At 63.6% G+C, this 25638-nt stretch carries 26 protein-coding genes and 1 tRNA gene; 17 read left to right on the top strand and 10 right to left on the bottom strand.

The window, feature by feature from the left end; all coding sequences use genetic code 11:
* Positions 1–135 precede the first annotated feature (135 nt).
* Together HR9077_RS14810 and HR9077_RS14805 are read left to right on the top strand one after the other, a co-directional pair.
* The gene (locus HR9077_RS14810) at positions 136–1734 is read left to right on the top strand and encodes a methyl-accepting chemotaxis protein (RefSeq protein WP_136067763.1); all 1599 of its coding nucleotides are present in this window, start codon (positions 136–138) and stop codon (positions 1732–1734) included.
* Between the two features lie 144 nt (positions 1735–1878).
* Positions 1879–2922 carry a hypothetical protein gene (locus HR9077_RS14805; protein ID WP_136067762.1) on the top strand — a complete coding sequence of 348 codons (1044 nt, stop codon included), beginning with the start codon at positions 1879–1881 and terminating at the stop codon, positions 2920–2922.
* 18 nt (positions 2923–2940) lie between these two features.
* On the opposite strand, the gene rarD is transcribed toward HR9077_RS14805, so the two are convergent.
* Positions 2941–3849: an EamA family transporter RarD gene (rarD, locus tag HR9077_RS14800; RefSeq protein ID WP_136067761.1), complete on the bottom strand. Its 909-nt coding sequence runs from the start codon at positions 3847–3849 to the stop codon at positions 2941–2943.
* A gap of 192 nt (positions 3850–4041) precedes the next feature.
* Here rarD and HR9077_RS14795 point away from each other — a divergent pair, with 192 nt between their 5' ends.
* The 3 genes from HR9077_RS14795 (at position 4042) to HR9077_RS14785 (ending at position 6299) form a co-directional block, all read left to right on the top strand.
* Positions 4042–4845, top strand: coding sequence for an amidohydrolase (locus HR9077_RS14795; RefSeq protein ID WP_136067760.1), 804 nt, complete (start codon positions 4042–4044; stop codon positions 4843–4845).
* Entirely contained in the window at positions 4845–5546 is a 702-nt protein-coding gene (locus HR9077_RS14790) for a pseudouridine synthase (protein ID WP_136067759.1), read from the top strand. The genes HR9077_RS14795 and HR9077_RS14790 overlap by 1 nt, the downstream gene beginning before the upstream one ends.
* A gap of 96 nt (positions 5547–5642) precedes the next feature.
* The gene (locus HR9077_RS14785; protein WP_136067758.1) at positions 5643–6299 is read left to right on the top strand and encodes a hypothetical protein; all 657 of its coding nucleotides are present in this window, start codon (positions 5643–5645) and stop codon (positions 6297–6299) included.
* 16 nt (positions 6300–6315) lie between these two features.
* Here the strand turns inward: HR9077_RS14785 and HR9077_RS14780 are convergent, their stop codons facing one another.
* From HR9077_RS14780 to gloB, 6 genes are all read right to left on the bottom strand, one after another.
* Complete coding sequence (locus tag HR9077_RS14780; protein WP_136067757.1) at positions 6316–7902, bottom strand: ABC transporter ATP-binding protein; 1587 nt, start codon at positions 7900–7902, stop codon at positions 6316–6318.
* Positions 7899–9017, bottom strand: a complete 1119-nt coding sequence (locus HR9077_RS14775) for an ABC transporter permease (protein WP_136067756.1) — start codon at positions 9015–9017, stop codon at positions 7899–7901. The genes HR9077_RS14780 and HR9077_RS14775 overlap by 4 nt, the downstream gene beginning before the upstream one ends.
* Positions 9018–9022: 5 nt before the next feature.
* On the bottom strand, positions 9023–10099 hold the full coding sequence (locus tag HR9077_RS14770; protein WP_136067755.1) for a microcin C ABC transporter permease YejB: 1077 nt from the start codon (positions 10097–10099) through the stop codon (positions 9023–9025).
* 9 nt (positions 10100–10108) lie between these two features.
* Positions 10109–11944 (bottom strand): extracellular solute-binding protein, encoded by a 1836-nt coding sequence (locus HR9077_RS14765; RefSeq protein ID WP_136067754.1) that lies wholly within the window; start codon positions 11942–11944, stop codon positions 10109–10111.
* Between the two features lie 138 nt (positions 11945–12082).
* A complete protein-coding gene (locus HR9077_RS14760; RefSeq protein WP_136067753.1) occupies positions 12083–13372 on the bottom strand; it encodes a LysM peptidoglycan-binding domain-containing protein in 1290 nt (429 codons plus the stop codon).
* Positions 13373–13418: 46 nt separating this feature from the next.
* Positions 13419–14186, bottom strand: coding sequence for a hydroxyacylglutathione hydrolase (gene gloB, locus HR9077_RS14755; RefSeq protein ID WP_136067752.1), 768 nt, complete (start codon positions 14184–14186; stop codon positions 13419–13421).
* A gap of 122 nt (positions 14187–14308) precedes the next feature.
* Between gloB and HR9077_RS14750 the strand changes: the two genes are divergently transcribed.
* The 6 genes from HR9077_RS14750 (at position 14309) to HR9077_RS14725 (ending at position 18725) form a co-directional block, all read left to right on the top strand.
* A complete protein-coding gene (locus tag HR9077_RS14750) occupies positions 14309–15088 on the top strand; it encodes a class I SAM-dependent methyltransferase (protein ID WP_244613267.1) in 780 nt (259 codons plus the stop codon).
* Positions 15081–15539 (top strand): ribonuclease HI, encoded by a 459-nt coding sequence (gene rnhA / locus HR9077_RS14745; RefSeq protein WP_136067751.1) that lies wholly within the window; start codon positions 15081–15083, stop codon positions 15537–15539. Before HR9077_RS14750 ends, rnhA begins: the two co-directional genes overlap by 8 nt.
* Positions 15540–15579: 40 nt before the next feature.
* The gene (gene dnaQ / locus HR9077_RS14740) at positions 15580–16341 is read left to right on the top strand and encodes a DNA polymerase III subunit epsilon (RefSeq protein ID WP_136067750.1); all 762 of its coding nucleotides are present in this window, start codon (positions 15580–15582) and stop codon (positions 16339–16341) included.
* Positions 16341–17117 (top strand): NAD(+) diphosphatase, encoded by a 777-nt coding sequence (gene nudC / locus HR9077_RS14735; protein WP_136067749.1) that lies wholly within the window; start codon positions 16341–16343, stop codon positions 17115–17117. The genes dnaQ and nudC overlap by 1 nt, the downstream gene beginning before the upstream one ends.
* Before the next feature lie 112 nt (positions 17118–17229).
* Complete coding sequence (locus tag HR9077_RS14730) at positions 17230–17895, top strand: 7-cyano-7-deazaguanine/7-aminomethyl-7-deazaguanine transporter (RefSeq protein ID WP_136067748.1); 666 nt, start codon at positions 17230–17232, stop codon at positions 17893–17895.
* 44 nt (positions 17896–17939) lie between these two features.
* Positions 17940–18725: an alpha/beta fold hydrolase gene (locus HR9077_RS14725; RefSeq protein ID WP_136067747.1), complete on the top strand. Its 786-nt coding sequence runs from the start codon at positions 17940–17942 to the stop codon at positions 18723–18725.
* 30 nt (positions 18726–18755) lie between these two features.
* Here the strand turns inward: HR9077_RS14725 and HR9077_RS14720 are convergent, their stop codons facing one another.
* Positions 18756–19925, bottom strand: a complete 1170-nt coding sequence (locus HR9077_RS14720; RefSeq protein WP_136067746.1) for an ABC transporter substrate-binding protein — start codon at positions 19923–19925, stop codon at positions 18756–18758.
* 203 nt (positions 19926–20128) lie between these two features.
* On the opposite strand from HR9077_RS14720, the gene HR9077_RS14715 reads away from it, so the two are divergent.
* Complete coding sequence (locus HR9077_RS14715) at positions 20129–21835, top strand: potassium/proton antiporter (protein WP_136067745.1); 1707 nt, start codon at positions 20129–20131, stop codon at positions 21833–21835.
* 149 nt (positions 21836–21984) lie between these two features.
* On the opposite strand, the gene HR9077_RS14710 is transcribed toward HR9077_RS14715, so the two are convergent.
* Both HR9077_RS14710 and HR9077_RS14705 read right to left on the bottom strand, forming a co-directional pair.
* The gene (locus tag HR9077_RS14710; protein ID WP_136067744.1) at positions 21985–22254 is read right to left on the bottom strand and encodes a hypothetical protein; all 270 of its coding nucleotides are present in this window, start codon (positions 22252–22254) and stop codon (positions 21985–21987) included.
* 587 nt (positions 22255–22841) lie between these two features.
* Positions 22842–22932: transfer RNA gene (locus HR9077_RS14705), tRNA-Ser, on the bottom strand.
* Between the two features lie 237 nt (positions 22933–23169).
* On the opposite strand from HR9077_RS14705, the gene HR9077_RS14700 reads away from it, so the two are divergent.
* The 5 genes from HR9077_RS14700 to HR9077_RS14680 all read left to right on the top strand — a co-directional run bounded on the left by HR9077_RS14700 (position 23170) and on the right by HR9077_RS14680 (position 25614).
* Positions 23170–23367 (top strand): CsbD family protein, encoded by a 198-nt coding sequence (locus HR9077_RS14700; protein WP_136067743.1) that lies wholly within the window; start codon positions 23170–23172, stop codon positions 23365–23367.
* A gap of 42 nt (positions 23368–23409) precedes the next feature.
* Positions 23410–23664 carry a hypothetical protein gene (locus HR9077_RS14695; RefSeq protein ID WP_136067742.1) on the top strand — a complete coding sequence of 85 codons (255 nt, stop codon included), beginning with the start codon at positions 23410–23412 and terminating at the stop codon, positions 23662–23664.
* 49 nt (positions 23665–23713) lie between these two features.
* Positions 23714–23989 carry a hypothetical protein gene (locus HR9077_RS14690; protein WP_136067741.1) on the top strand — a complete coding sequence of 92 codons (276 nt, stop codon included), beginning with the start codon at positions 23714–23716 and terminating at the stop codon, positions 23987–23989.
* A 140-nt stretch (positions 23990–24129) separates the two neighbouring features.
* Positions 24130–24804, top strand: a complete 675-nt coding sequence (locus HR9077_RS14685; RefSeq protein ID WP_136067740.1) for a metallophosphoesterase — start codon at positions 24130–24132, stop codon at positions 24802–24804.
* Positions 24805–24945: 141 nt separating this feature from the next.
* Positions 24946–25614, top strand: coding sequence for a Bax inhibitor-1/YccA family protein (locus HR9077_RS14680; protein WP_136067739.1), 669 nt, complete (start codon positions 24946–24948; stop codon positions 25612–25614).
* The last annotated feature ends 24 nt before the right edge of the window (positions 25615–25638 follow it).

The raw sequence follows: 25638 nt of genomic DNA, 5'->3' as shown, positions 1-25638 counted from the left end.
CGCCGGTCCGCTTGCGGGCCGGCTCGCCAACCCGCTGTCCGGTGGCCCGACGATAGTCTCACAGGCCAAAGTTCACTACGGACAACCTCCCGCCAGGCCGATATCGGCTTGGAAATCCGCCGGGAGAGTCCGCTGATGCGTATCGTGAATCTGGGTCTTTTGGGTGTCTTTCTGACCGCCGCCGTTGCTGCCAGCCTATGGCTCGAAACGCCATGGGTGCCCTACCTGACGACCGTTCTGGGATTGTTCGCGGGGCTGGCGCTCGATCGCTCGGCGCGGATCCATGACGCCGGGCCCGAGGCGCTCGAAGCCATGAGCCAGCTCGGGCTGCCGGCTTCGGGGCGCGATTACCTGTCGCTGCGGCAAATGGCCCAGCGGCTCGTCAAACGTGCCGGCAGGACGGCGATCGCCTCTGCGGAGGTATCGCACCATGCCGACCGTCTCGACAAGCGGCTCACCGAACAGGAAACCATCGTCAGTGAAGCGGTGACGAGCATGGCGGCGATTACTGCAACCATAGAGACCGTTTCGGTCAGCGCCAGCCAGCTTGCCGCCCGGGCGAACGCCTCGCAATCCGCCAACCAGAGCAACCGTCAGGCGCTTGACGGCGTCATCGGGGAAATGACGCAGCTGGCCGGCCGCTCCGATGAGGCGCTTGAGCTGCTCGAGTCCCTGGCGGGCAAGACCCATCGGGTCAGGGATGTCACCGGGATGATCGAAGAGATCGCCGAGCAGACCAACCTGCTGTCGCTCAACGCCTCGATCGAGGCGGCGCGTGCCGGCGAGCATGGCCGCGGCTTCGCCGTGGTGGCCGGCGAGGTGCGAGAACTGTCGCGGCGTACCGCAGAGGCGACCCGCCAGGTCGAATCGCTGGTCGACGAGATCGGCGACAGCAGCAACCGGGTCGTCGAGACGATCGGCCACCTGATGCGCCGTGTGGGTGCCAGCGCGAGTGAAGTGGAGGCGGTGGGCGGGCATCTCTCGGCGATGACCGAGGATTTCGACAGCGTCGAAAGCCAGGTCGCCGAGATTGCCGATTCGATGCAGCGGACCCGTGGCCATAGTCAGCAGGTTTCGCAGACCTTGACCACCCTCAAGACCCATGTCGACGATGGACTGGGCGATATGCACGACCTCGCCGAGCAGGCCCGTGCGTTGATGGACGCCGCGGAGGCCGTGGATGGCGAACTGGCCCAGCAGCGCCTGGCCAGCCGGCACCAGCAGGTATTCGGCGAGGCGAGGCGTGCCGCCGACCGTATCGCCAGCCTGTTCGAACAGGCCATCAAGCGCGGCGACTTGCGGGAAGAGGCGCTTTTCAGCACCAATTATACCGTTATCTCAAATACCCGACCGCCTCAGTATCGGACTGCCTATGATGAATATACCGACGACAGATTGCCCGCCATTCAGGAACCACTGCTCGATGCGCTACAGGCCAGTTACGCTATCGCCTGCGACCAGCGCGGCTACGTGCCGACGCACAACCGTCACGTCAGCCAGCCGCCCTGCGGCGATTATGACACCGATCTGAAATACAGCCGCAGCAAGCGAATCTTCGACGACCCCACCGGCAGCCGTTGCGGATCGCACACCCGCGCCCTGCTGGTGCAGACCTACAAGCGTGACACCGGTGAAGTGATGCACGACCTTTCCGTCCCCATCCATGTCAACGGCCGCCATTGGGGCGGTTTTCGGGTCGGCTACCAGCCCGGAAACGACGCAATCATGAATTGACAACCTCCCTCATTAAAGAAGTTTACGCGCTTGCCGTTAACCTCTTTAACATAGGATAAACAGAACTCACTAAAAAAGGGCCGGGCGAATTGCCATGATCGGTGCGCATCGCCATGGCCTCGTCTGTGCGCAGGAGTACATTCAATGACCAAGGTGGCCATGGCCTCGTCGGGGCTGTTGCAGGAGTCGCTGCTCGGTCAGGCGGTGAGGGACGTGCTGGCACTGCCGCGGCTGAAGGCGGAGCTGGTGGCCGCTTGCCAGGCGATGGTCAGCCCGTTGCAACGTCTCTACCTGGGGAACATGGCAATGCGCGCAGCGGTCCCGGGGTTAACGGCCGATGCGCTGATGGAGCGCATGACGCAGTCACTGGAAGCCCTGCATGGTTGGGTGCTCGAACCGCGAACCATGCCGAGCCTCGGGGCCGGGGCCGCCGGCCTCAGCGATTTCTGGCACCTGGTCTTGATGGCTCATAGCCTGGGCGAGCTGGCTGGACGAACGCCACCCCAGCGATTACTGCACCTGCTGGGCATCGCCAGGGTGAGGGCGCGCCTCGAGCAGCATGTCGGTCTGGCCAACGTGCTGCCTGCCTATCTGGCGCCCGACCCCGCGGAGCACGGGCTGAGTGTCATCGAGATAGCGGCGCTGTGCAGTCTGAAGTTATCGACCGTGCGTAACGCCGTGTCGCGCCGCGAGATGCCGTTTTCTAAGCTCCATGGGGTGGATTTCGACGACGCGCTGGACTGGATGGTCCAGCGCGGCGGCTTCCTGTATCCACACATCAACGCCTCGACGACAGGGCGCAGAATCAACGGCCGTTTGGCGGCCGAATGGCTTGCCGCCAGCGACAGCGTGGTGCTGGAGCGTACGGTGAGTCGTCTACGGCTGTCGATCTGGCAGCTCGCCGATTGTCGTCAGCGTATCGCCCTCAATACCGAGGGGGTGCGCAGCTGCGTCGTGCTCTTGCCCGGCGTGGAAGGCGCCCGGTTGGCGGGGATGGGGCTTGAAGCGCTCGATGACCGCAGCGCGGATCCCGCTGCGACCATGCATCGCGAGGCGTTGGCGCTGCGTGGCGACGAGACCCTGTGGCAGTGTCAGGTGCCGACAATGGCCGTGCTCGGCACGCTGATAGAGCGCTTGCGCCTTGGCGAATCGCGACTGATGGTCGCCGACGAGGCTTCGCTTGGCTGAACCCCGTGGGCGGGGCGCTCAGGCGGCCTTTTCCCGAGGGCGTTGCTGCCAGGCGGAATAGGAATAGGTTGCCAAGCCGATCCAGATCAGCACGAACGTAGCCAGCTGGATCGCAGACAGCGGCTCATGAAAGACCAGCAGGGCAATGCAGAACTGAATCGTGGGGTTCAGGTACATCAAAAAGCCAAGGGTGGCCAGGCGCAACCGCCTTGCGGCCCCGGCGAACGCCATCAGCGGCAGCGCCGTTATCACGCCGCTGGCGGTGAGCAGCAGCGAGGCCTGATTGTCGCCCTGCATGAAGTGGGAGTGGCCGCTATGGCTCAGCCAGGCAATCGCCAGCAAGCCCAGCGGAAACAGTAGCAAGGTCTCGACGAAGAGTCCCGAGAGGCCGTCCAGCGGTACCTGCTTGCGCAGCAGGCCATACGTGCCGAAGGTCGTGGCCAGTAGCAGCGTGATCCAGGGAAGGGTCCCCAACAGCACCAGTTGAATGGCGATCGCCAGTGCGGCGAGGGCCACGGCGACCCCCTGCAGTGGCGACATGCGTTCCTTGAGGAAGAACATGCCCAGCGCCACATTGACCAGCGGCGTGAGAAAATACCCCAGACTCGCCTGAAAGACCTGGCGGCTCTCGACGGCATAGATGTAGATGCCCCAGTTGAGGCCGATCAGCACCGCGCACGCCAGTACCCGCCCCAGCCGCCGCGGCTCGGCCAGCGCCGCGCGAATCGGCGACCACCGCCTGAGCAGGCTCACCAGGCCGACCAGAAACACGCAGGACCACAGCACGCGATGGATGAGTATCTCCCAGGCGGGGATACCCTCGAACAGCGCGAAGAACAGCGGAAAGCAACCCCACATCAGGTAGGCGCACAGGCCAAAAAGCACCCCCTGGGAGGCTTCCTTGTCGGGCTGGACGGACAGGCTCATGAGTTTTCCTGATTGTGGTTGGCCATGGGGAACGACACTCGGCCGCGTGTTGTCGCGCCCCGAGTGGGTCGTGGCCCAGCGTGAAGCAGACGCTAATGTTAACATGGCGGGTGTTCCTGCGGCTGCACCTTGGCGGACCCTCGGTTAGGCTAAGGACACGACCCATGGGGGAACCCGCGACAGGAGGACAGCATGAGCGAGCTACGCACGACCCTCGTCCAACCGGATCTGCGCTGGGAGGATCCCGAAGCCAATTGTCGCTTGCTGGAAGAGCAGCTCGGCGCCTTGGGGCAGGCACAGACCGACCTGATCGTGCTGCCCGAGATGTTCGCCACTGGCTTCACCATGAACTCGCGCAGCATGGCCGAGCCGATGGAAGACAGCCGGAGCGTCGCCTGGTTGCGTCGCCAGGCGATGCAACGCGGATGCGTCGTGACCGGCAGCGTGGCGGTGCTCGCCGATGGCGATTACTACAACCGCATGATCTGGGCGACCCCCGACGGCGAGCTGGCTTATTACGACAAGCGTCACCTGTTCCGCATGGCCGGTGAGCATGAGCGCTATGGCATGGGCGATCAACGGGTGATCGTCGAGCTCAAGGGATTTCGCCTGCTGCTGACGGTCTGCTACGACTTGCGGTTCCCGGTATGGCTGCGCCAGCAGCCTCGTGCGGGTGCACACTTCGAGTACGATGCCATGCTGTGCGTGGCCAATTGGCCGGCGCCCCGTCGCCAACCATGGCGTACGCTGCTGCAGGCGAGGGCGGTCGAGAACCTGTGCTACGTGATCGGCGTCAATCGTGTCGGTGAAGACGCCAAGAAGCTGGCCTATTCCGGCGATTCGATGCTCGTCGACTTCAAGGGCGAGCCGCTGATCGATGAGCCCCGCGATCAACCGTTCCTGCGCACCGGTGTGCTCGACAGCGACACGCTGGCCCAATTCCGCGACAAATTCCCCGCCTGGATGGATGCTGATCGCTTCACGCTGGAGATGTAATGCGCCTGGACAAGTTTCTTTGCGAGACCACCGATTTGACCCGCAGCCTGGCCAAGAAGGCGCTTCACCGGGGCGAGGTGAGTGTCGACGGCGAGATGACCAAGAATCCGGCCGTCCAGGTCGGCGAGGGGAGCGCCGTCGACTGGCTGGGTGAGCGGTTGACGCCCTTTGGCCTGCGTTATCTGATGATGAACAAGCCCCCGGGGGTCGAATGCACCACGCGCGCGGGACGCTACCAGACGGTGCTCGAGCTGATCGACCTGCCCAAGGTCGAGCGTCTGCATCCGGTGGGGCGGCTGGATGTCGATACCACCGGGTTGATTCTGCTGACCGACGATGGGCAATGGTCCCATCGCGTGACATCGCCGCGAACCCGGTGTCCCAAGGTGTATCTGGCAACGCTGGCCGAGCCCCTGGAGGGCGGTGAGCTGGACAGGGCGATAGACAGCTTTGCCAAGGGCCTGTTGCTGGATGGCGAACACAAGCCCACACAACCCGCAGGGCTCGAAGCGCTTTCATCCGAGCGTTTTCGCATCACCGTGACCGACGGGAAATACCACCAGGTACGGCGCATGTTCGCGGCCATCGGCAATCGTATCGACACGCTGCACCGCGAGTCGATCGGGCCCCTGGTCCTGGATCCCGACCTGGAGCCTGGCGAGTGCCGAATGCTGCGAGACGAAGAGATCGCCGCCTTTTGAAAGATTTATACCGTTATCTTTTCTTTCGACCTCGCACGATCATTCGATTTCATCCAAGCTCGATAGCTGTTCGTTCAGCATTCAGGAGAAGATCGAATGGCCAACAAACGGCACAAGGTCGTCGAGGTACTGCTTGATCGCCATGGCGAGACATTCGCCCATGAACTAGGCGTGGATCTGACGCGCAACACGCCGACTCCGCTGTTTCGCATCCTTGGCCTGGCGCTGTTGACCAGCGCACCGGTAGGGGCCGACCAGGCCATGCGCGCCTGCCGGGCGCTTGCCAAGGCGGGCTTGACCACGCCGCGCAAGATGGCCGATTCGAGCTGGGAAGAGCGGGTCAAGGTACTCAACGGCAACGGTTATGCGCGTTATGACGAGAAAACCGCCAGCCAGTTGGAGGCCCTGACCGAACATCTCCAGGCCGAGTATGCCGGCGACCTGCGCAAGCTGCGCGAGCGGGCAAACGGCGACCCTGCCGAGGCGCGACGCCTGCTCAAGGAGTTCAAGGGTATCGGTGGCGTGGGAGCCGATATCTTCCTCCGCGAAGTGCAGATCTGCTGGGAGGAAATCGCTCCGTTCGCCGACAAGATGGCACTCAAGTCCAGTGCCAAGCTGGGGCTAGGCGACGACGTCGCGGCGTTGAGCGAATGCGTGAAGGGCGACACGCCGCGCTTCTGCAGACTGGTCGCGGCGCTGGTGCGCAGTCAACTGGCCAAGGACCACAAGCAGATCCTCAAGGAAGCCTCGTAGTCACGCCTAGTCGGTTTCAATCGTCGCTCAAGGCCGCGGCTTTCAGCAAGGCGCGCGTGTAGTCGCTTGCCGGGTTGCGCAAGACCCTGTCGCAATCGCCGTGCTCGACGACCTCGCCGTTTTTCATGACCATCACGCGATGGGCCATGGCCCTGACGACCGACAGATCATGGCTGATGAACACGTAGCTCAACCCGCGCCGCGCCTGCAACTCGCGGAGCAGGGTGATCAATTGCTTCTGGACGGTGCGGTCGAGTGCCGATGTCGGTTCGTCGAGTATCAGCAGTTTCGGCTCGAGGATGATCGCCCGGGCGATGGCGATACGCTGACGTTGACCACCCGAGAATTCATGCGAGTAGCGCGATGCCACGTCTTCCGGCAAGCCGACTTCCCGCAGGGTGGCGGCGACGCGGTCGCGGACCGCCTGTTCGGTGAGACGGGGGGCATGGAAGCGCAGCCCCTCGCTGATAACCTCGGCAACCGGCATGCGCGGGGAGAGCGAGCCATAGGGGTCTTGAAAGACGATCTGCATATGCTGGCGTTGCCTGCGCAGACCCTTGCCGCTGAGGGTGTCCAGCCGCGCTCCGTCGAGGGTGACCTGTCCGGTCGCCTGATTGAGGCGCAGCAGCGCCAAGCCCAACGTGGTCTTGCCCGACCCCGACTCGCCGACCACGCCCAACGTCTCGCCGCGAGCCAGGCGCAAATCAAGGGGCTGAACCGCGATGAAGGGCGCACGGCGCCGGGCGAACAAGCGTCGCGGGCGCCTGAAAGCAACCGAGAGGCGGTTGGCGGTGAGCAGGGTGTCTTCGCTCTGGCAGGGAGCGGGGCGTCCCTCGGGCTCGGCGGCCAGCAGCGTGCGGGTATAGGCACTGCGCGGCCGCTCGAATACCTCTTGGACGTCTCCGCTTTCCTGTTCGCGCCCCCGGTAGAGTACACAGACGCGATCGGCGTGGCGACGCACCAGGTTGAGGTCATGGGTGATGAACAGCATGGCCATCCCGTGGTTCTTCTGGAGATCGCGCAACAACTGCAGGATGTCCTGCTGAACGGTGACATCGAGGGCGGTCGTCGGCTCGTCGGCGATCAGCAGCCGTGGGCGGTTGGCGATCGCCAGGGCGATCATGACCCGCTGCCGCTGTCCGCCGGACAGCTGGTGGGGCCAGGCATCGAGAAGTTCGCCGGGCCGCGGCAGCTGCACCTGTTCGAGGAGCTCATGGGCCTTGCGTCGCGCCGCGCGCCTGGTGACGTCGCCATGCAGACGCAAAGCTTCGCCGACCTGTTTACCGACGGTATGGAGAGGATTCAGCGAAGTCATCGGCTCCTGAAAGATGAACCCCACCTGGTTGCCACGCAGCCGATGCCATTGGGTTTCATCGAGTTCCGACAGGTCATGCCCCACGAGCTTGCGGCTCCCGTCGACCCGCGCATTGCCGGGCAGCAGGCCCATTGCCCCCAGGGCGGTAACCGACTTGCCCGATCCCGATTCGCCGACCAGCGCCAGGGTCTCTCCGGCGTCGACGCGCAACGAGAGGCGTTCGACGGCCGATAGCGAGCCAAAGGCGATGGAGAAGTTATCGAGTGACAGCACGGTGTCGCTGTTCATCGGCTGACCTCCGCGCTGTCGCCGCGCCCCGTACCGCCCTGCGCGGTGGGGGTCGGCTGGGCGGTGCCGGTAGCGGCCTGAACATGTCGGGGATCGAATGCATCGCGCAGGCCTTCGCCGATGAATACCAGCAACGACAGCATCAGGCTCAGCGTGACGAAGGCAGTGATGCCCAGCCAGGGCGCCTGCAGGTTGTTCTTGCCCTGGGCGACCAGCTCGCCGAGCGACGGCGAGCCGGGAGGCAGGCCGAAGCCCAGGAAATCCAGTGCGGTCAAGGTGGTTATCGCCCCGGTGAACAGGAAAGGGATGAAGGTGAGGGTGGCGACCATCGCATTGGGCAGCACATGGCGCCACATGACGAGTCGCGGGGGCAGGCCCATGGCGCGCGCCGCGCGCACATACTCGAGATTGCGTGCGCGCAGGAACTCCGCGCGCACGATATCCACCAGGCCCAGCCAGGAGAACAGCAGCATGATGCCCAGCAGCCACCAGATATTGGGCTCGACCAGGCTGGCGAGAATGATCAGCAGGAACAGCATCGGCAGCCCGGCCCATATCTCGGAAAGACGTTGACCGACAAGGTCGACCTTGCCGCCGAAATAACCCTGGATGCCACCGAAGGCCACGCCGAGAATCAGTGAACCGCCAGTGAGCGCCAGCGCGAACAATACCGAGAGACGGAAGCCATAGATCACCCTTGCCAGCACGTCGCGCCCCTGGTCGTCGGTACCCAGCCAGTGGCGAAGGTCGGGCGGCGAGGGCGCCGGTTCGCCGAGCTGCTGATCGAGGGTGTCGTAGGAAAAGGGGATCGGTGGCCAGAGCATCCAGCCGTGTTCGCGGATCTCGTCCTGAACGAACTCATCCCGATAATCGGTGGTCGTCGGTAGAAAACCACCGAAATCGGTTTCCGGGTAATCCACCAGCAAGGGTACGTACCAGCCGTCTTGATAATGCACGACCAATGGCTTGTCGTTGGCGATCAGCTCGGCACCCAGGCTGAGCGCGAACAGCACGGCGAACATCCACAGTGACCAGCGGGCCCGGGGATTGCCGCGAAATACCGCCAGCCGACGTCGCATGATCGGCGACAGGCGCAATTGCTTTCTCTGCGACATGGTCGTCATGCTTCCCGAGTATCGAAATCGATGCGTGGGTCGACCCACACGTAGGTCAGATCGGAGACCAGCTTGAGGATCAGGCCGATCAGGGTATACAGGTAGAGCGTGCCGAAGATCACCGGATAGTCGCGCTGCATCACCGCTTCGAAACCCAAAAGGCCAAGGCCGTTGAGGGAGAAGATCACTTCGATGAGCAGCGAACCGGTAAAGAAGATGCCGACCAGCGCGGAAGGCAGTCCGGCGATGATCAGGAGCATGGCGTTGCGAAACACATGCCCGTAGAGGACGCGGCGGTCGCTGGCCCCCTTGGCTCTCGCGGTCAGGACGTACTGCTTGTGAATCTCGTCGAGAAAGCTGTTCTTGGTCAGCATGGTCAGCGTCGCGAAGCTGCCGATCGCCGCGGCGGTGACCGGAAGGGTGATATGCCACAGGTAGTCGGTGACCTTGCCCCACCCTGTGAGCTGGTCGAAATCGGCCGAGGTCAGTCCGCGCAGCGGGAAGAGGTCGAAGTAGCTGCCGCCGGCGAACAGCACGATCAACAGGATGGCGAACAGGAAGCCGGGAATCGCATAGCCGACGATGACCAGCCCCGAAGTCCACACATCGAAGCGCGAACCGTGGCGGAGTGCCTTGCGGATCCCCATCGGGATAGAGATCAGATAGACCAGCAGGGTGGTCCATAGGCCCAGCGAGATCGAAACCGGCAGGCGCTCGAGCATCAGGTCGACCACCGGGCGGTCGCGAAAGAAGCTGTTGCCGAAATCGAAGGTAGCGTAATCGCCGATCATCCCCAGGAAACGCTGATAGGCCGGCTCATCGAAGCCGAACTGTTCTTCGAGCTGGGCGATGAAACGCGGGTCGACGCCGCGCGAACCACGCGAGGTCTGGCTGGTGCCGGCGGGATCGCCACCGCCGGTGTCGAGTCGTGTGCTGGCGTTGCTGTCGAGCCCCTGGTAGCGGGCGATGATCTGGTCGATGGGGCCGCCCGGCGCGGCCTGGACGATGATGAAGTTGAGCAGCATGATCCCCAGCAGGGTGGGGATCATCAACAGCAGGCGTCGTAGGATATAGGCAGCCACGGGCGTTTATCAGCCTCCACCGTGCTGACGCTGGTTGATCGTCTCGGCGCGTTGCGGATCGACCCACCAGGCATCGAGGTCGAGGTTGTACTCGGGGAAGGGCTGGGCGTAGCCGTACTTGTCCCATACCGCGATGCGTGTGCCGTCGAGATGAAACTGCGGGATCACGTAGAACCCCCAGCGCAGCACCCGGTCGAGCGCCTGTGCCGCGGTGTCCAGCGCCTGGCGCGATTCGGCGCGGATCAACGAGTCGACCAGCGCATCGATGACCGGATCCTTCAGGCCGATGAGATTACGGCTCTGAGGCTGGTCGGCGTACGCCGAAGTCCAGTATTCGCGCTGCTCATTGCCCGGATTGGCCGATTGCGGGAAGCTGCCCACGATCATGTCGAAATCGAAATTGCGCAAACGGTTGAGGTACTGATTGACGTCGACGGTGCGAATCCTTCCCTGGATACCGATCCGTTCGAGATTCTTGAGCAGCGGCTGGACGATACGCTCGAACTGGCTGTCGTAGAGCAGGACCTCCAGGGTGAAGGGCTGCTCGGTCGTCCGATCGACCAACTGACCCCTTTGCACCTCGTAGCCGGCATCGCGCAGCAGACCCAGGGCCTTGCGCAGCCGCGGACGCAGGTCCTCGGGCTGTTCGATCGGCAGTGGCTCGTCGAAGAGCCGCTCGGGGAGCTGGTCGCGGTGGGGCTCGAGTAGTTCGAGTTCGGCGTCGTCGGGCAGGCCCTCGGCGGCCATCTCCGAGCTTTCGAAATAGCTGTGGGTGCGCTCATAGGCGCCGTAGAAGAGTCGCTCATTGAGCCATGGGAAGTAGAAGGCCAGATTGAGGGCCTCGCGAACCCGCACGTCCTTGAACTTGTCGCGCCGCAGATTCATGACGTAGGCCTGCATGCCGTCGGGCTGACCCTCGGCGACCAGCATCTTTTCGACGAAACCGTTGGTGACGGCCGGAAAGTCGTAGGCAGTGGCCCAGTTGCGTGCGCTGGACTCGATACGCATGTCGACATTGCCTGCCTTGAAGGCTTCCAGGGCCACCGTCTGGTCACGGTAGTAGTCGAAAACCAGTCGATCGATATTGTGGCGGCCACGATTGACCGGCAGGTCCTTGCCCCAGTAATCGTCGACCCGCTGGTAGACGATGCGTCGTCCGGGATCGACTTCGGCGATACGGTAGGGCCCCGAACCCAGCAGCTTGTCGAGCGTCGGCGTGGTGAAATCACGACTCGCCCAGTAATGCTCGGGGAGCACGGGCAGTTGCCCGAGGATCAGCGGCAACTCGCGTGAGTTGTCGGCAGCGAATTCGAAACGGACGGTGCCTTCATCGAGCGCCTGGACCGAGGTGACATCGGCGTAATAGCCGGCATAGAAGGGCTCGCCCTCGTCGCGCAGCAGGCGAAAGCTGAACACGACGTCATCGGCCGTGACCGGCGTGCCATCGTGGAAGCGCGCGGCGGGGTTGATGTCGAATTCCATCCAGCGCCGCTCGGGGTCCAGGCGAATGCCCGACGCCAGCAGCCCATACATCGAAAAGGGCTCGTCGGGGTTGCTGACCATCAGTGTGTCGTAGATGCCTTGAAGGCCGCTGGCTGGCGTGCCCTTGATGATGAACGGATTGGTCGAGTCGAAGCTGCCCTGTGCGGCGCGGACCAGCTCGCCGCCCGGCGGAGCCTCGGGGTTGACGTAGGGAAAGTGCGTGAAATCGGCCGGTAGCGCGGGCTGGTCGTATAGCGCCAGGCCATTGACCGTCGGAACCTGCGTGGCGTCGGTGGCCAGGGCCGCCCCCGGTAACGTCAACGAGACGGCCGCCAGCAGCGCGGCCAGGCGATTGCGTAGCATCGGCGAGATCCTTCTGATCGCGCGACATGTCGCGCCTTGCCTGGGATGAACCGGCGAGCTCATGGTTGGAACGTGCAACCGGTGAGCGGCCGGGCGGGGCGAAACGAAGAGGCGTATGCCGCCCGCCGCAGCCGAACGCTAGTTTGCCAGATACAGTGTCAGGCGCTGACCGGGTTGTAAATACTGGCTGCTATCGAGCGAATTCCAGCGCGCAATATCCGAGGCGGCGACGTCATGACGCCGGGCGATGCCGCTGAGGCTGTCCCCGGGCTTGACCCGAACCACCAGCGTGCCTGTGCCGGTCCCGGGCGCACCGCGCTCTTGCGGGACCCGCAGTGACTGACCGATACGAATGGTATCGCCGCTCAGGCTGTTCTCCTGGCGTAGCACGCTGACTGGCACCGAGTGGCGGGCGGCGATCGCCGAGAGGGTGTCGCCGCGTTTCACCTGGTAACGTTGCCAGTCGGCCATGGCCTGCGGGGGGTGGCTGGCGAGTGCGGCCAGCAGCTTGTTGCGCGCCTTGGCCGGGACCAGCAATTCCGGAGCGCGACGTGGCAGCGTCACGTTCTGGAGCAACCCCGGGTTGAGCGCTTCGAGCTTCGCTTCGCTCACCCCGGCCAGCCTGGCGGCCTGCTCGAGGCCGATCTGGCCGGCGACTTCGACGCGCGCGAAGGCCGGTCGATCGGCGATGGCGGGCAGGTTGATACCGTAATAGTCCGGCTTGGCGATGATCCGCGACAGCGCCAGCAGCTTGGGCACGTAGTTCATGGTCTGACGCGGCAATCGCAGATCCCAGTAACTTCCCGACTTGCCCTGCGCGAGGGCGTCTCGCATCGCGCGGTTGACGGTTCCGGCGCCGGCATTGTAGGCCGCCAGGGCCAGTTCGAAGTCCCCGTCATACCACTGGTCGGCCTGTTGCTGGAGGTACTCGAGCGCCGCGCGCGTCGAGCTGATCACGTCAAGCCGACCGTCATACCACCAGTCACGCCGCAGGCCCAGGGCGTCGCCGGTGCCGGGCATCAACTGCCATAGGCCGGTGGCGCCACCGGCATGCTGCGCGGAGGGGTCGTAGGCGCTTTCGATGAAGGGCAGCAGGGCGATCTCGCCGGGCATGTCGCGGCGTTCGAGCTCCTCCATGACCCAGTAGAGCCATGGGCTGGCCTGCTGGGCGATCGCCGCCACGCTATTGGGGTGCTTGCGATAATAGGTCAGCCACCGCTGAACGCGGGGCTCGTCGGCGTCGATCTGCCACCTGAAATCGCCGCGAAGACGCTGCCAGGCATCCTCCTGCACGGCGGATTCAAGCGTCAATTCATTCCAGAAGGTCGGGGTCGTCTGGGGTTGAGCCTGCACGGCGGCAACGCTCAGGGTCAATAACAGGCCGCCCGCCAGGCTCTGGGCCCGGCGGCGGGACGATCGGTGAGTCATGTCGGGGTTTCCTCGTGGGCGCGAAGAAGAGGGGCGTCCATGGGGTTCAAAAGCTGTCTTTCCAGGCGCGCAGCGTAGCGAACGTATCCAGAGGCGTATTGGCCGCGCCCTGGGTGGCGGCTTGTGCACGCACGGCCTCGACGGAGGCCCTCAGGAATGGGTTGATCTGGCGTTCGCGCCCGATATTGCTGGGCAGGGTCGGCCGCGCGAGATCGCGCGCCTGCTGGCATTCGCTGAGATAGCGGTCCCGGGGCGGGTTGTCCGGCTCGGCGGCCTGGGCGAAACGCAGATTGGCCAGCGTATATTCGTGTCCGGGGAAAACCAGGGTGTCATCGGGAAGGGCGCTCAAGCGGGTCAAGGCTCCGTGCATCTGCTCCGGCGTGCCTTCGAAGAGGCGCCCGCAGCCGCCCGAGAACAGCGTGTCGCCACAGAATAGCAGGGGCGGGGTGCCGGCGGCGAAGAATGCGATATGATCGAGCGTATGGCCGGGAACGGCCATGACCTCGAAGCGACGCCCCATGACGCGGCATTCATCGCCGTCGCCCAGCCGTTCGTCGAGGGCCTTGATATCCGGGTTGGCGGGGCCGAGGATGCGGGGTGCGTAACGTTTGGCGAGTTCCGCGAGGCCGCCGGTATGATCGTGATGATGATGGGTTACCAGGATGGTCGTGAGACTGAGTCCCTCACGCTCCAGGTACTCGATCACCGGCGCGGCGTCGCCTGGATCGACTACCGTGACCTCGTTGCTGGTATCCTGGCGTAACAGCCAGATATAGTTGTCGCTGAAAGCCGGAATGGGTGTCACGCTCATCATGAAGAGTTTATCCTCGGCGCGGTTGTCGGCAGCGAGGGCAATCGCGACCGATCGCCATCGGCGGGTACGCGGCGCAACCCTGGCTGCGTGAAATGGGCCAACCTTGGGGGGATCGAGGCGCTGTGTCAAATTCGCCGTCAACGCTCGAATTGGCACGACTGGTACGCGAAGGACAACGCTACTGGTCGACGCAAGCCGGCCTGGCACACTGGCAGGCCGAACGGGCGTGTCTGGGGCCGATATGCGAAAAGCTCTTCGGCGCCCATAGCTTGCAGCTGGGGATGGCTCCTCGGCTCAGCGACATGTGCCCCATCCGCCACTCCCTGATCTGGTCGCCGACCCGCGAGCTCGCCAGCGATCCGGCGACCGTGATCAGCGCGCCGGACAGCCTACCGCTCGACGACGAAAGCATGACCCTGGTAGTCATCCATCACCTGCTCGAAGTCATACCCGAGCCGCATCGGCTCCTTCAGGAGGCGACACGGCTCGTCGCCGACGAGGGTCGTCTGGTTCTGTTCGGCTGGTCGCCCTGGAGTTTCGAGGGGTGCCGCCGCCCCCTGGGGGGGCGGCGCCATGTCCTGCCGTGGCGTGGCCAGTGGCGGACCCCGGGGCGGCTCAAGGACTGGCTGGCGTTTGTCGACTTCGAGATCGAACGGGTAGACTACTGCGGGTTTCGCCTGCCCGGTGGTTATCCCCGCAACGCCGCTCTGGAGATTTTCGGACGCCGCCACAACCTGCCCCTGGGCGATACCTACATGATCCGAGCACGGCGACGCAGCCAGTGGGCGCAGGTCGTTCGGCCGCGCTTGCCAACGCCGGCGGTGGGGCGCTCGCTGTTGGGGCACGCTCCGCGGGTCGCAAGCACCGACCATGAACGCGAAAGGATGACCGAGGTTGATTGAACACGACCTACCCCGGGTGACCATTTATACCGACGGCGCTTGTCGCGGCAATCCCGGCCCGGGCGGCTGGGGCGCGCTGCTCAGCTCCGGCGAACACGAAAAGACGCTCAACGGCTTCGAGCGCCAGACCACCAACAACCGGATGGAATTGACGGCCGCGATCATGGCGTTGCGTGAACTCAAGCGGCCTTGCCACGTCGACTTGCACACCGACTCGCAATACCTGCGCAAGGGCATTACCGAGTGGATACACGGCTGGCAGAAGCGCGGCTGGAAGACAGCCGCCCGCCAGCCGGTCAAGAATGCCGAGCTGTGGCAGGATCTGCTGATCGAGGCGCAGCGCCATCAGATGAAATGGCACTGGGTCAAGGGGCACAGTGGCCACCCGGGTAACGAACGCGCCGATGCCCTGGCCAATGCGGCCATCGACGCGGCAGCGACGGCCAGTTGAGCGGCGCACCGTTCCCTCATACACGATTATCGAGATTGTCATGCGCCAGATCGTTCTAGACACCGAAACGACCGGTATAGACCCCAAGGAGGGGCATCGCCTGATAGAAATCGGGGCCGTCGAAGTGGTCAATCGACGCCTGACCGGTCGGACGTATCATCAGTACATCAATCCCGAGCGCAGCATCGAGGCGGAAGCCGTCGAGATCCATGGCATCACCGACGAACGGGTGGCCGGTGAGCCGCGTTTCGCCGAGATCGCCGATGCCTTCTGGGAGTTCATCCTCGGCGCGGAACTGGTCATCCATAACGCGGCCTTCGATGTGGGCTTCATCGATCACGAATTCCAGCTGTTGCGGACCCTGCGTGGCGAGCCGGTACTGGGACCGGTCGCCGAGCATTGCGGTATCCTCGATACGCTGAAGATGGCCCGCGACCGCCACCCCGGGCAGCGCAACAGCCTCGATGCGCTGTGCAAGCGCTACGAGATCGCCAACGGTCACCGGGTATTGCACGGCGCCTTGCTCGATGCCGAGATACTCGCCGACGTCTATCTGGCGATGACCGGTGGCCAGACCGCCTTGACCCTCGACGCCGACAGCGGCGAATCGGCCGATGGCAGCGGCAGGGCGGCAAGCCGAATTCGCCGCTTGCCGGCGGAGCGCCCGCGGCTCGCGGTACCGCTGCCCAGCGATGCGGAGTGGGCCGCGCATCAGGCCAAGCTGGCGGACATCCGCGATTCGGCTGGCGAGTGTCGCTGGGATTCGATGGCGGACTGGAACCCGCGACCGGCGGGCCATTGATGTTTCACCGCGACCTGCCTGGTGCCGAACGCCTCAGCGGTGGACTGTGCATCCGCATGGACGCACGGGGCTGCATCGCCCCGGCGCGGGACGGCGGCTTTCTCGAACACGTGGAAAGCTGGCCCGAAGGGGCCCAGCCGCTGGGCTTCTGGCACGACCAGCCGGTGGCCGTGCTCGCCGAGCAGGGCCATCGTGACTGGCCGTCGGCGCGGCAGTGGCTCGGCGAGTTGGGCGAGTCGCACTTCATGCTGCTGTCGACCGCGCTGCAGGTGGTGACCTGGCAACGCGATCATCGCTTCTGTGGCCGCTGCGCCAGCCCGATGCGGCGGATCGCCGGCGAATTCGCCATGCATTGCGATACCTGTGGTCATCGCGACTATCCGCGCATCTCGCCGTGCATCATCACTCTGGTGACGCACGGCGAGGACCTGCTGCTGGCTCGCAGCCCACGCTTCCCTCCCGGGCGCTATTCGACCCTCGCGGGCTTCATCGAACCCGGCGAGGCCGCCGAGGACGCCGTACGTCGTGAGGTCCACGAAGAGGTCGGGCTGAGCATCGGGCGCATCGCCTATTTTCGCAGTCAATCCTGGCCCTTTCCGCACTCCCTGATGCTGGGCTTCTTCGCCGAAGCCGCCAGCCGGCGCATTCGCATCGATGGCGTCGAGATCGCCGACGCGGCATGGTTCACCCCGCGCCGCCTGCCGCAGCTGCCGCCTCCCTATTCGATTTCGCGTGCGTTGATCGAAGCGCATCTGCAGGGCGTCAGGGCCGGGTAGCCGGACCCGCGACCGGAGGGCCGTTATCGGCTATAATCCGGCCCCGCGCCAACCGCGCGCCCTGCGAGGGTTCCCTCACCCCTCGGTTACTCGTCACTAAAAAGGACCCGACATGCTTGTCCTGAGCGACTCCCAATATCGACGCTGCCTGTTGGCCATGGTGGCGTTGCACATACTCGTCATCACCGCCAGCAACTACCTGGTACAGTTGCCTTTCACGATTGCCGGGTTGCATACCACCTGGGGCGCGTTCAGCTTCCCGTTCATCTTTCTGGCGACGGACCTCACCGTACGCCTGTTCGGCAAGGCACCGGCACGCCTGATCATCGCCCGGGTGATGTTCCCGGCACTGGTCATCTCCTACCTGCTTTCGGTACTGTTCGAGAAGGGCGAATTTCGCAGCCTGGCTGCACTGAGCGAATTCAACCTGTTCGTTGCGCGCATCGCGCTGGCCAGCTTCATGGCCTATGTCATCGGCCAGCTGCTCGACATCCAGGTGTTCGATCGCCTGCGGCGCAGCGCCCGCTGGTGGGTGGCACCGGCACTGTCGACGGTGGTGGGCAACCTCGCCGATACCTTTGCCTTCTTTTCGATCGCCTTTCATGACGGGCCGGATGCCTTCATGGCGAGTCACTGGGTGGAAATCGCCTGGGTCGATTACGCCGTCAAGCTGAGCATCTCGCTACTGCTGTTTCTGCCGATGTACGGGCTGCTGCTGGGGTGGCTGATGCGTCGGCTGTTAGCCTGGGGCGCACAACCGGCTCGCGAAGGCGTCTAGTTCCGGACATTCGAGATTCGCGTCGACACGAGGAGAGGCTTCGCATGACGCAGACCGTCGCTTTGCATCATCAGGTCAGCGGCCCCGAGCAGGACGTGCCGCTGGTGATCCTTCACGGCCTGTTCGGCAGTGCCGACAACTGGCGCTCGCACGTCAAACAGTGGCAGGAGAGCCGGCGGGTGGTGGTCGTCGACCTGCGCAATCACGGCCGTTCGCCGCATGCGAAGACCATGACCTACCAGGCGATGGCCGGGGATATCGTCGCGCTGCTCGATCGACTGGGAATAGAGCGCTGCGACCTGCTTGGCCACTCGATGGGCGGCAAGGTCGCCATCAGCGTGGCGCGCCTCCATCCCCAGCGTCTGGCCTCGTTGATCGTCGCCGATATCGCCCCGGTGGCCTACGAGCACGGCCATGAGGTCATTTTCGACGCCATGCGGCAGGTCGAGCGAGACGCGCCCGAGTCGCGCAAGCAGGCCGATGCGGCGATGGCCCGGCATGTCGAGACGCCGGCGATACGCATGTTCCTGGCAACCAACCTGGCGCGTGGCGATGATGGCGTCATGCACTGGCGAGTCGGGCTCGATGAGATCGAGGCGGCGTACGCCGACATCGTCGCCGAGCCGGCCGGCGAGGGCCGCTATAGCGGTCCGACCCTGGTGATCCGCGGAAGCCGCTCGGATTACGTCGACGACGCATTGCTGCCGCGGGTCAAGGAGGTGCTGCCCGAAGCGCAGATAAGGACACTGGACGCCGGACATTGGCTTCACGCCGAGGCTCCGGAGGCTTTTCACGAAAGCGTGGACAGCTTCCTGGCCGAGCGCGGCTGAGTTCACGGCACGTCACGATGCCAGGGCCCGTCAGGGCGTCTCGATCTCCACGGCGAAGCGCGACACCGGGGTGATTCGCTCGATCAGGCCCCGGGCCTTCAGATAGGCTTCGAAACGCGCATAGCGCTGGGTCTGCAGCAAGCTGGGGCGCAGCGCCAGGAGTCGCAACACGCCCGGCCATGCGGCGTTGTTCTCGGGTGTGTCGAGCGCCGGCTCGGCCGTGCGGATCAGCTCCCAGGCGGCCTGGGGATGCTTGACCATCCAGGCGGTGGCACGCTCCAGGGCATCGAGGAAATGGCTGATGTCGCGGCGATGTTCGCTCAGGCCGTCGCGATTGGCGACCAGGATCAGGGCATCGTGCAGCGGTATGACGCTGTCGTCGATGGAGAACTCCCGGGTGGCCACGCCCTGCTGGGCGCTCTGGCGACGATCCAGGGGTCTCAGTGTACCGACGACGGCGTCGACATCGCCGTTGGCCAGGGCCTGGCTGAGCGAAAAGTCGACGCGCTCGAGCTTGACCGCCTCGAGGCCGAAGCGTTGCTGTTCGAGCAGGCCATCGAGCAGCACCTGGGCTTCGTCCTCCACCGCATAGCCGATGGTCCTGCCTTCCAGGTCTGCCAGCGAGTTTATGTCACGGTCATCGCGGGCCAGGATCCCGCTGAGCGGGACGGGGATCAACGTGCCGACCCTGACCAGGGGGAGCCCTCGATCGACCAGACGGTGCAGGGCAGGTTGCGACATCAGGGCCAGGTCGGCACGTTCGGCCGCCACCAGCTTGGGCGGCACATTCGGATCGGCCGGGGCGCCGAAGGTGACGTCAAGCCCCCCTTGATCGAGCAAACCGCGCTCCCGGGCGACGATCAACGCCGCATGGTAGGGGTTGATGTACCAGTCGAGCATGACATGCAGGCTATGGGTCGGCGGCGGCGTGATGGTCTCGGGTTCGCTTTCGGCAAAGCGTGGCTCGGTGGGGGCGACAACGGGGTCGAGCGAGAGCGTTTCGCTGCTCTCGGAGAATTCCTTGAGGGGAAGGTCGTCACCGAACGCGCTATGCGCCGCATCGTTATCGACCTCGCTGGTCACCTGCAGCGCAGCCTCGACGGCGTTCTTGCCGAGTGATGGTTCAGCCTGAGCCAGGTGGGTGCTGGCCGCCAGGACGAAGCCCAGCAGGATGGCCGGAAGGCGGCTCTCCACTATCACTGACGATTCCTTCTACTGCGCGATGAGATGGCCCGCGTAGCGGTGAGGGCGGCGCTCCAGTCTAGCCCGGGCTGCCTTGGGCTGGCTAGCGAAGCCGTTGATTCGGCATCGTAAATGACCTGGCGCCGCTAGCGTCTTGCGCGGAGCGCTGCGCGACGGCGGGAGCGCATGGCATACTTGAAGGGAATCAACGGGAATCCGCCATGGATAGTATCAACACGCTGTTCCTGTTCACCGGTTCGTTGCTGGCACTGAGCATTCTGGCCAGTCGCCTATCGGCTTTGTTCGGCCTTCCTCTGCTGTTGTTCTTCCTGGCGTTGGGCATGCTTGCCGGGGAAGACGGTTTGCTGGGGATCGAGTTCGACAACTACCCGCTGGCGTTCATCATCGGTCATCTTGCCCTGGCCATGATCCTGCTCGACGGTGGGCTGAGAACGCGCCTGAAAACCTTCCGCGTCGGCTTCAAGCCGGCGCTGTCACTGGCGACACTGGGGGTCTTTCTGACCAGTGGCATCGTGGGCCTGTGTGCCATGTGGCTGCTCGACCTTAGCCTCGCCCAGGGCCTGCTGGTGGGGGCGATCGTCGGCTCGACGGATGCCGCGGCGGTTTTCTCGATGCTCGGCGGACGGGGCCTCAATCTGAATGAGCGCGTCGGGGCCACGCTGGAAATCGAGTCAGGCACCAACGATCCGATGGCCATATTCCTGACCATCACCCTGGTCGAGGTGCTAACCGGCGAGGTTGGTGGCCCCGTCGACACCCTGCTTCTGTTTCTCAATCAGTTCGGGCTGGGGTTGCTGATCGGCGTGGGTGGCGGCTGGCTGATCGGCAAGTTGCTGCGCTGGCTCGATCTGGCCCCCGGGCTGTATTCGCTGCTGACGCTGGGGCTGGGGCTGTTTGTCTTCGGTTTGACCAGCGTGCTTGGGGGCAGTGGCTTTCTGGCGATCTACCTGGCCGGGCTCATGGTCGGCAATCAACCGGGGCGGCATCTCAGCTTCATTCTGCCCGTGCACGATGGCCTGGCCTGGCTCAGTCAAATCGGGCTTTTTCTGGTGCTGGGCCTGTTGGTGACCCCGAGCGAGATGATGGACTATGCCATTCCAGCCACCTTGCTGTCGTTGATCTTGATCTTCGTGGCGCGCCCATTGGCGGTGATCGTGGCCATCAAGCCATTCTTCCGCTTTCGCTGGCGAGAGATCGCCTTCATCTCCTGGGTCGGGCTGCGCGGCGCGGTGCCAATCGTGCTGGCGATCTTTCCGGTCATCGGCGGTGTGGAGAATGCCGCGCTGTACTTCAACGTGGCCTTTTTCGGCGTGCTGATATCGCTGCTTGTCCAGGGCAGCAGCCTCTCTCCGGCGGCCCGGATCACCCGGGTTCTGGTGCCCGCCCGGACCACCCCCAATCGGCGCGGCCCGCTGGGCGTCCTGCCGGAAAACGATTACGAGATGTTCGTCTATCAGGTCGAAAACGATGCCCTGGAGGACGCTCCCATCCGCTTGCTGCGCTTTCCCTCGGGCGCGATCATCTCGGCCCTGTTTCGGCAGCATGCGATGTTGCACCCCAAGGGAAATACACGGCTGCGTCTGGGGGATGTGCTTTGCGTCATCGGCCGCAGTGACGATTTGCCAGCGCTGAATCGGCTTTTCAACGGCGATGCCCGCCTCAAGCAGGAGCGTGCCTTCTTCGGCACCTTCACTCTCGACGGCGGTGCGTTGATGCGAGACGTGGCGGATGCCTACGGCTTGACGCTGAGTCCGGGTGAACAGGAGATGACGCTTGGCGAATTCGTGTCCCTGCGTGTCGGTGGTCACCCCGTTGTAGGTGATGACATCGACTGGCACGGCTTTCAGTGGGTGATCAGCGAAATGGACGGCAACCACGTCAAGCGTGTCGGGTTGCGTCTTTATTGATGCGCCAGCGACAAGCCAGCCGCCCGGAAGCGAGCAAGCCGCAGAAGGAGAGAAGACCTGAAGAATGGCCGTTGCCCGGTTGCTGCGGCCATGAATAATGCAGCCTCGGCAACCGGGCCAGATCTATCGTTGCTTCCGGACTTCAAGGTTCAGCCGAAGTTGCGCTGGCTTTCGTTCAGCCAATCGCCGCATTCGGTGCCGGCCCCCGCCCAATCCTGGCTGACTTGAGCAACCAGCAGCGAGTCCTGGCTCGTCAAGTGGGGCCGAAGTCGGTCGCGGATATCCGCGGCGTTACCTGTCGTTTCGAGTAGCCAGCAGCCATCCATGACATGCCGATGGGTGTAGGCTTCGAGCGCATCGTAGAACGCGGCGTATTCATCGGGAAGGTCGAGGTCGTAATGGACTGAGAAGATGGGCATAAAAGCACCCTGCGTTGCGTAGTGTATGTTATTTGGTCACTTCGACGGTACATTTTCCAGCGGTCGCTTATCAATCTTCCTGTGGGTAAGTCTATCGGGACAAATGAAGGTTGCGCGATAGCAAATCCCTGGTCAAAAGTGCGCATTTGCCCGGCGAAATAGCCTCGTACGACATGCGGCCATGGTATTTGGCGCATGCCGGGGTTGGCTGGCCCCTATATCGCTGCTTCGACGATATCCGCAACCGAGGGTATAGGCGTGATTGGTGAGGAGGTGAGCAGATCATGCGTAAAGCCAGGGCATGAACCAGGCGGCATCAGAATCCTGAATGGTTGGGTCTGGTGCACGCGCCATGGCGATGGGCAATCGGGATGGGTCCCGCTGGAAACGCTCGAACAGTTGCAGCCCGAGATACCGTTTTTTCGATCGCCAGGATCGGCTCGACCCCATGCGAAGCCCGATGGTGGGGCGCAAGCCGAGGGTTAGGCCGCACACAAAAAACCGCCTCATCGTGCCATTTCGGCTTGAAGGGCGGTTCGTCGCCAACTCGGCGCAACGCTGCCAAGTTGTGGGTAACTAATGGTAAGTGGCGGAGGGACAGGGATTCGAACCCTGGGAAGGCTATAAACCTTCGCCGGTTTTCAAGACCGGTGCATTCAACCGCTCTGCCATCCCTCCGGCTTACGGAGGCGTATACTACCATTTTTTTTGCGCTCGTCAACTACCGGCTGGCAATCAATACAAGGCCTTACGCGCGGCGCTCGTACTGTTGCACCCGGCGAAGGTGGCCATGATCGTGGATGGGGCAAGCGCCGCCGGGATTCCAAGATACGAGGGGCTGGTCAAAACCCAGGTGACTGCTACGTTAGGGGGGAGCGCAAGAAGCGCTTGCACGGAAGCGACAAGGAGAGACTCATGAATAGCGATCAGGTGAAAGGCAACTGGAAGCAGATCAAGGGCGAAGCCCAGAAGCGTTGGGGCAAGCTGACCGATGACGACCTGGATGTCGTCGATGGCGAATATGAGCGCCTGGTCGGCGTCCTGCAGGAGCGGCACGGCATGGCCCGCGAGGAGGCCAAGAAAGAGGTCGATTCCTTCTACGAAACGCTCTGATCCGGCCGGGTTGATTGTCCAAGGCACTGCAAGGAGAGCCAGATGCAAACGGAAACCGCGCACAACGACACGTTGTTGATCGAGAAGGCGTCGGGCGAGCGATTGGGCCCCGTCCAGGGGACCGTGGACGGCGACACCGTGATCGTAGAGGCGCTGCATGACCTGGCCAAGGGCGATGTCATCGTGTATCGCCAAGACCGGGGCGAACAGCGCCTGGAGGTCACCGACCCGCGCTATCATCCGGAGGTCGGCGACGTTCCCGCACACTACGAGGCACGTGTCAGCCGCTCTGCATGACGGCTTCGCGCCGGTCGGCAGCAAGGAATCGAGGCAACAGGAGCAGGACATGGAAATCACGATCCTGAATACAGGCGACGACGAGACGGCATTTCACGAGACGGTGGCCGGTGAAGTGGGTACCGCGCTTCGCAAGGCCGGCAAGGACTACATCGGACAACGCGATCTCTCGGAGAATCAGCTTCTGGCGATGCAGCAGAGCGATCCGGACGCATTGAGCCGACTCGAAGCGGACATGACCACGCATGCTCTCGAAGTTGCTAACTTGCGTCAGGATACGGGGGTCGTGTTACGCCTGAATCTGCAAGGCGATAAGAAGACCTGACCCCGCCGCGGTGAAAGCCCTGTGATAACAAGCCCCGGTCATGCCGGGGCTTGTTTCTCTATGTTTCCGTATACCGCCTCGCCTTCGACTCGCGCGAACGTTGGCGGACGGCGGACGACGAGCCAGGAGTGTTCCAGTCCATGAGCGAGCTGGTCCAGCGTTTTACCATCAACCGGGAAGGCACGGACTATGTCGTGGGCGATATCCACGGCTGTTACGATTTGCTGGCGACGGCGCTCGAGCGCAAGGGGTTCGATGCCACGCGCGACCGGTTGTTCTGCGTCGGCGACTTGATCGATCGCGGCCCCGACTCGCGGGCCTGCCTGGAGCTGGTTTTCGAGCCGTGGTTCCACTCGGTGCGCGGCAACCACGAGGAACTGGCCTCGCAGGCCCTGCAAGGGGGCGATTGGGCATTGTGGGTCGAGAACGGCGGAGGATGGGCGTTGAACGAGCAGCCTCGTCGACTGGCAGCCTTGTTGCACGAGGCGTTGGCGCGTATGCCCTATGCCATCGAAGTGGCGCTCGACGATGCCAGGGTCGGGATCGTGCATGCCGAACCGCCGGACGATTGGGCGGCCCTGGCGCAACAGGGGCATGCGCTGAGACAACGGCTGACCTGGGCTCGGCGGCGCATCGCCTCGCGCTGCGAAACGCGGGTGAGCAATATCGATGCGGTGGTGGTAGGCCACACCATCCTGGCTTCGCCGACGAATCTGGGCAATGTCAGGTATATCGATCTGGGGGCCTTCAGTACCCGGGCCCTGCATATCGAAGCATTGAGCGAGAGCGTTTCTCATTTTGCTAGCAAAACGTAAGCCAGCAAACGGGGTGCCCCTCAAAAACGCGCCGTTGTCGCTTGCGTGGGGAACCCGCAGGCGGCATGCTAGGTCATATTCACAGTTCTCTTTAGCACTCGTTCCCCGTAACCGTTTCCGTAACCACAGGAGCCTGAAATCATGGCCTATCAGTCATCGCAGGTCAGTGATCGCCGCACGTCGGCGTTAGCGACCAACAAAGTATTGCGCAACACCTACATGTTGCTGGCTATGACACTGCTGTTCTCGGCAGTGACCGCCAGCGTCGCCGTCGCCATGGGTGTGGGTCAGATGAACATTCTGATCTTCTTCATTGGTGCCTACGGCCTGATGTTCCTGGTCCACAAGACCGCCGATTCGGCGGCCGGGTTGCTGGCAACCTTTGCCTTTACCGGTTTCATGGGCTTCACCCTCGGCCCGGTGATCAGCCTCTACCTGTCCGTGCCCAACGGAGGCCAGCTGGTAATGACGGCGCTTGCCATGACCGGGGCGACGTTCGTGGGCCTGTCGGCGGTGGCGCTGATCACCCGCAAGGATTTCGGTTTCCTGAGCAACTTTCTGATGGCCGGCGCCATCGTGCTGATCCTGGCCATGGTCGTGGCGATGATCTTCAATATCGGCGCCCTGGCATTGGCGGTATCCGCCGGCTTCGTGCTGTTCTCCTCGGCGGTCATCCTCTACCAGACCAGCGAGATCGTGCATCGTGCCGGTGAGACCAACTATATCCTGGCCACCGTGACGCTCTACGTGTCGATCTACAATCTGTTCATCAGCCTGCTTTCGCTGCTGGGCATCATGAACAACGACTGAGACCGCTCGGGACGATGAAAGAGC

The organism is Modicisalibacter radicis, from assembly GCF_900961225.1.
Lineage (GTDB): Bacteria > Pseudomonadota > Gammaproteobacteria > Pseudomonadales > Halomonadaceae > Modicisalibacter.
The sequence above is the reverse complement of the archived record's forward strand: the minus strand, read 5'-3'. Positions and strand labels throughout refer to the sequence as shown.

What these genes read in the sequence shown, in the direction of transcription:
- HR9077_RS14685 (WP_136067740.1), top strand. Translation starts at nt 24,130, where the DNA reads ATGAGCGAGCTGGTCCAGCGTTTTACCATCAACCGGGAAGGCACGGAC.
- rarD (WP_136067761.1), bottom strand. Translation starts at nt 3,849, where the DNA reads ATGAGCCTGTCCGTCCAGCCCGACAAGGAAGCCTCCCAGGGGGTGCTT.
- nudC (WP_136067749.1), top strand. Translation starts at nt 16,341, where the DNA reads ATGTTTCACCGCGACCTGCCTGGTGCCGAACGCCTCAGCGGTGGACTG.
- HR9077_RS14810 (WP_136067763.1), top strand. Translation starts at nt 136, where the DNA reads ATGCGTATCGTGAATCTGGGTCTTTTGGGTGTCTTTCTGACCGCCGCC.
- HR9077_RS14805 (WP_136067762.1), top strand. Translation starts at nt 1,879, where the DNA reads ATGACCAAGGTGGCCATGGCCTCGTCGGGGCTGTTGCAGGAGTCGCTG.
- HR9077_RS14795 (WP_136067760.1), top strand. Translation starts at nt 4,042, where the DNA reads ATGAGCGAGCTACGCACGACCCTCGTCCAACCGGATCTGCGCTGGGAG.
- HR9077_RS14765 (WP_136067754.1), bottom strand. Translation starts at nt 11,944, where the DNA reads ATGCTACGCAATCGCCTGGCCGCGCTGCTGGCGGCCGTCTCGTTGACG.
- HR9077_RS14760 (WP_136067753.1), bottom strand. Translation starts at nt 13,372, where the DNA reads ATGACTCACCGATCGTCCCGCCGCCGGGCCCAGAGCCTGGCGGGCGGC.
- HR9077_RS14725 (WP_136067747.1), top strand. Translation starts at nt 17,940, where the DNA reads ATGACGCAGACCGTCGCTTTGCATCATCAGGTCAGCGGCCCCGAGCAG.
- HR9077_RS14785 (WP_136067758.1), top strand. Translation starts at nt 5,643, where the DNA reads ATGGCCAACAAACGGCACAAGGTCGTCGAGGTACTGCTTGATCGCCAT.
- HR9077_RS14710 (WP_136067744.1), bottom strand. Translation starts at nt 22,254, where the DNA reads ATGCCCATCTTCTCAGTCCATTACGACCTCGACCTTCCCGATGAATAC.
- HR9077_RS14775 (WP_136067756.1), bottom strand. Translation starts at nt 9,017, where the DNA reads ATGTCGCAGAGAAAGCAATTGCGCCTGTCGCCGATCATGCGACGTCGG.
- dnaQ (WP_136067750.1), top strand. Translation starts at nt 15,580, where the DNA reads ATGCGCCAGATCGTTCTAGACACCGAAACGACCGGTATAGACCCCAAG.
- HR9077_RS14790 (WP_136067759.1), top strand. Translation starts at nt 4,845, where the DNA reads ATGCGCCTGGACAAGTTTCTTTGCGAGACCACCGATTTGACCCGCAGC.
- HR9077_RS14680 (WP_136067739.1), top strand. Translation starts at nt 24,946, where the DNA reads ATGGCCTATCAGTCATCGCAGGTCAGTGATCGCCGCACGTCGGCGTTA.
- HR9077_RS14690 (WP_136067741.1), top strand. Translation starts at nt 23,714, where the DNA reads ATGGAAATCACGATCCTGAATACAGGCGACGACGAGACGGCATTTCAC.
- gloB (WP_136067752.1), bottom strand. Translation starts at nt 14,186, where the DNA reads ATGATGAGCGTGACACCCATTCCGGCTTTCAGCGACAACTATATCTGG.
- HR9077_RS14700 (WP_136067743.1), top strand. Translation starts at nt 23,170, where the DNA reads ATGAATAGCGATCAGGTGAAAGGCAACTGGAAGCAGATCAAGGGCGAA.
- HR9077_RS14780 (WP_136067757.1), bottom strand. Translation starts at nt 7,902, where the DNA reads ATGAACAGCGACACCGTGCTGTCACTCGATAACTTCTCCATCGCCTTT.
- HR9077_RS14715 (WP_136067745.1), top strand. Translation starts at nt 20,129, where the DNA reads ATGGATAGTATCAACACGCTGTTCCTGTTCACCGGTTCGTTGCTGGCA.
- HR9077_RS14730 (WP_136067748.1), top strand. Translation starts at nt 17,230, where the DNA reads ATGCTTGTCCTGAGCGACTCCCAATATCGACGCTGCCTGTTGGCCATG.
- HR9077_RS14695 (WP_136067742.1), top strand. Translation starts at nt 23,410, where the DNA reads ATGCAAACGGAAACCGCGCACAACGACACGTTGTTGATCGAGAAGGCG.